2 protein-coding genes are annotated in these 1554 nt (G+C 66.5%); both read right to left on the reverse strand.

Features of this window, described 5'->3' with window-relative positions; translation table 11 throughout:
• Positions 1–953, reverse strand: a 953-nt coding sequence (locus ACFMO7_RS01885; protein WP_376793844.1) for a class I SAM-dependent methyltransferase, incomplete at its 3' end; no start/stop codon positions are given.
• Between the two features lie 63 nt (positions 954–1016).
• Positions 1017–1554: hypothetical protein (locus ACFMO7_RS01890; protein WP_376793845.1), on the reverse strand; the 538-nt coding region annotated here is incomplete at its 5' end.

The following is a 1554-nucleotide window of genomic DNA, read 5'->3' on the forward strand; positions in this document are numbered from 1 at the left end:
GCTCCCGCTCCGGCCTGGGCCTGGGCCTCCCTTCTGACTGCTGGCTCTTCGGGGACCGGCCCCGGCTTCTGGCCCCAGACGGTCAGCAGGAACCACAGGGCACAGAAGTCCTCCTGTTGCATCTCGGCCACCGCCTGCTGATACAGGCGCTCCAGCTCTGCCCGAGCCGCCAGGCCCAGGCGTTCCAGAAAGGGCAGGACCAGCTCCAGCCCGATGAGAAAGTCCTTGAAGACCGGGTAGTGTCTGGGGGTCCCCATCGACCACTCGATGACGATGGGCCGCAGGCGCACCTCCAGAAAGCCGGCTTGCCGCACCAGCCGCGGCAGCACCGGGGTGATGCCCAGATGCCGCCCGTCGGGAGACAGGCTCTGGCCCGCCTGCTTGAGGGCCTGGCAGCCCAGGGCCATGAGCCGCTCAAAGGCCGGACTGGTGGAGAGCGGCTCCTCCATCCCGGTCAGGCGCAGGATGCCCCCGGGCCGGAGCAGGCGCCGGCACTCGGCGAGCAGCCGCGGCCAGGCCGCCGGCAGCATGAAGCCCCACAGCAGCCGCCCATTGATCAGGTCGAAGGAGCCATCCTCGAAGGCCAGTGGCTCCATGACATCCATGACCTGGAAGCGGACGTTGTCCAGGCCCCGTGAGCGGGCCTGAGCGGTGGCATACTCGACGACCGCCGGGCTGAGGTCGATGCCGATGATCTCCGCCTTGGGGAAGCGAAAGGCCAGCTCTAAGGCCCACCCGCCGGGGCCACAGGCCAGATCGAGGACGCGGCCCGTCTCAGGGAGGCTGATCCCCTCCTCGGGCAACAGGCCCCCCATCGCCTCGGTGAGCAGACGATCCTGCTGCATGAGGCGGGCCAGCTCCCCAACGTTCTCGGCATCGAGGATGTAGGTCGAGCGTCCGCGCTGCGGTGGGCGGACGGGATTCGGGAGAGATGAGTCATCGTGAGGTTCCATCGGCGTCTCCTTTCTGTTCGAAACCGGCTCCCTCCTGGCCCGAGGCGAGGCCTTCAAGCTGGTTCATGCTTCATACTGATCTGTCTGGCCTGAGAAATAGAGCTGCTTCAGGAAGGCGGTGAACTCGCGCATCTCCTGGCGATACTCCTCCAGCTTCTGGCGCTGAAGCTCCGGCGGGGCTTCCAGGTACAGGTCGATGGTTCCCTGGTTCTGAAGGCGCGTGTACAGCCCCGTGGTCAGGATCAGGCGGCGATCGAAAGGCACCATCCTTCCCTCATAGAACCGACTCAGGTACTGCACCAGCCTGGCGCGGAGAGGAATTTGCCGGACGGCCAACGCTCGCTGGGTCGCACGCAGGCGGCGGGCCAGCTCATAGACCTGATTTTGGGTCTCTGTAAGGAGCGCCTCTGCACAATCCTGCTGCTGGCGCAACGTTGAGAGACGCTGATGAGCCAGGCAAACCTCCTGGCGCAGCGCTTCCTCTTCCTGGACCAGCGCTTGAAAGGCGGCGTCTTGCGGACCGATGTCCACCCAGGGCAGCCGCAGGCCGCGTCGCTCATCCAGGTGGCCCCCGCAGGACATGACGGTCGGGAGGCCGACG

The sequence above is a fragment of the Thermogemmatispora sp. genome, from assembly GCF_042408735.1.
Classification (GTDB): domain Bacteria; phylum Chloroflexota; class Ktedonobacteria; order Ktedonobacterales; family Ktedonobacteraceae; genus Thermogemmatispora.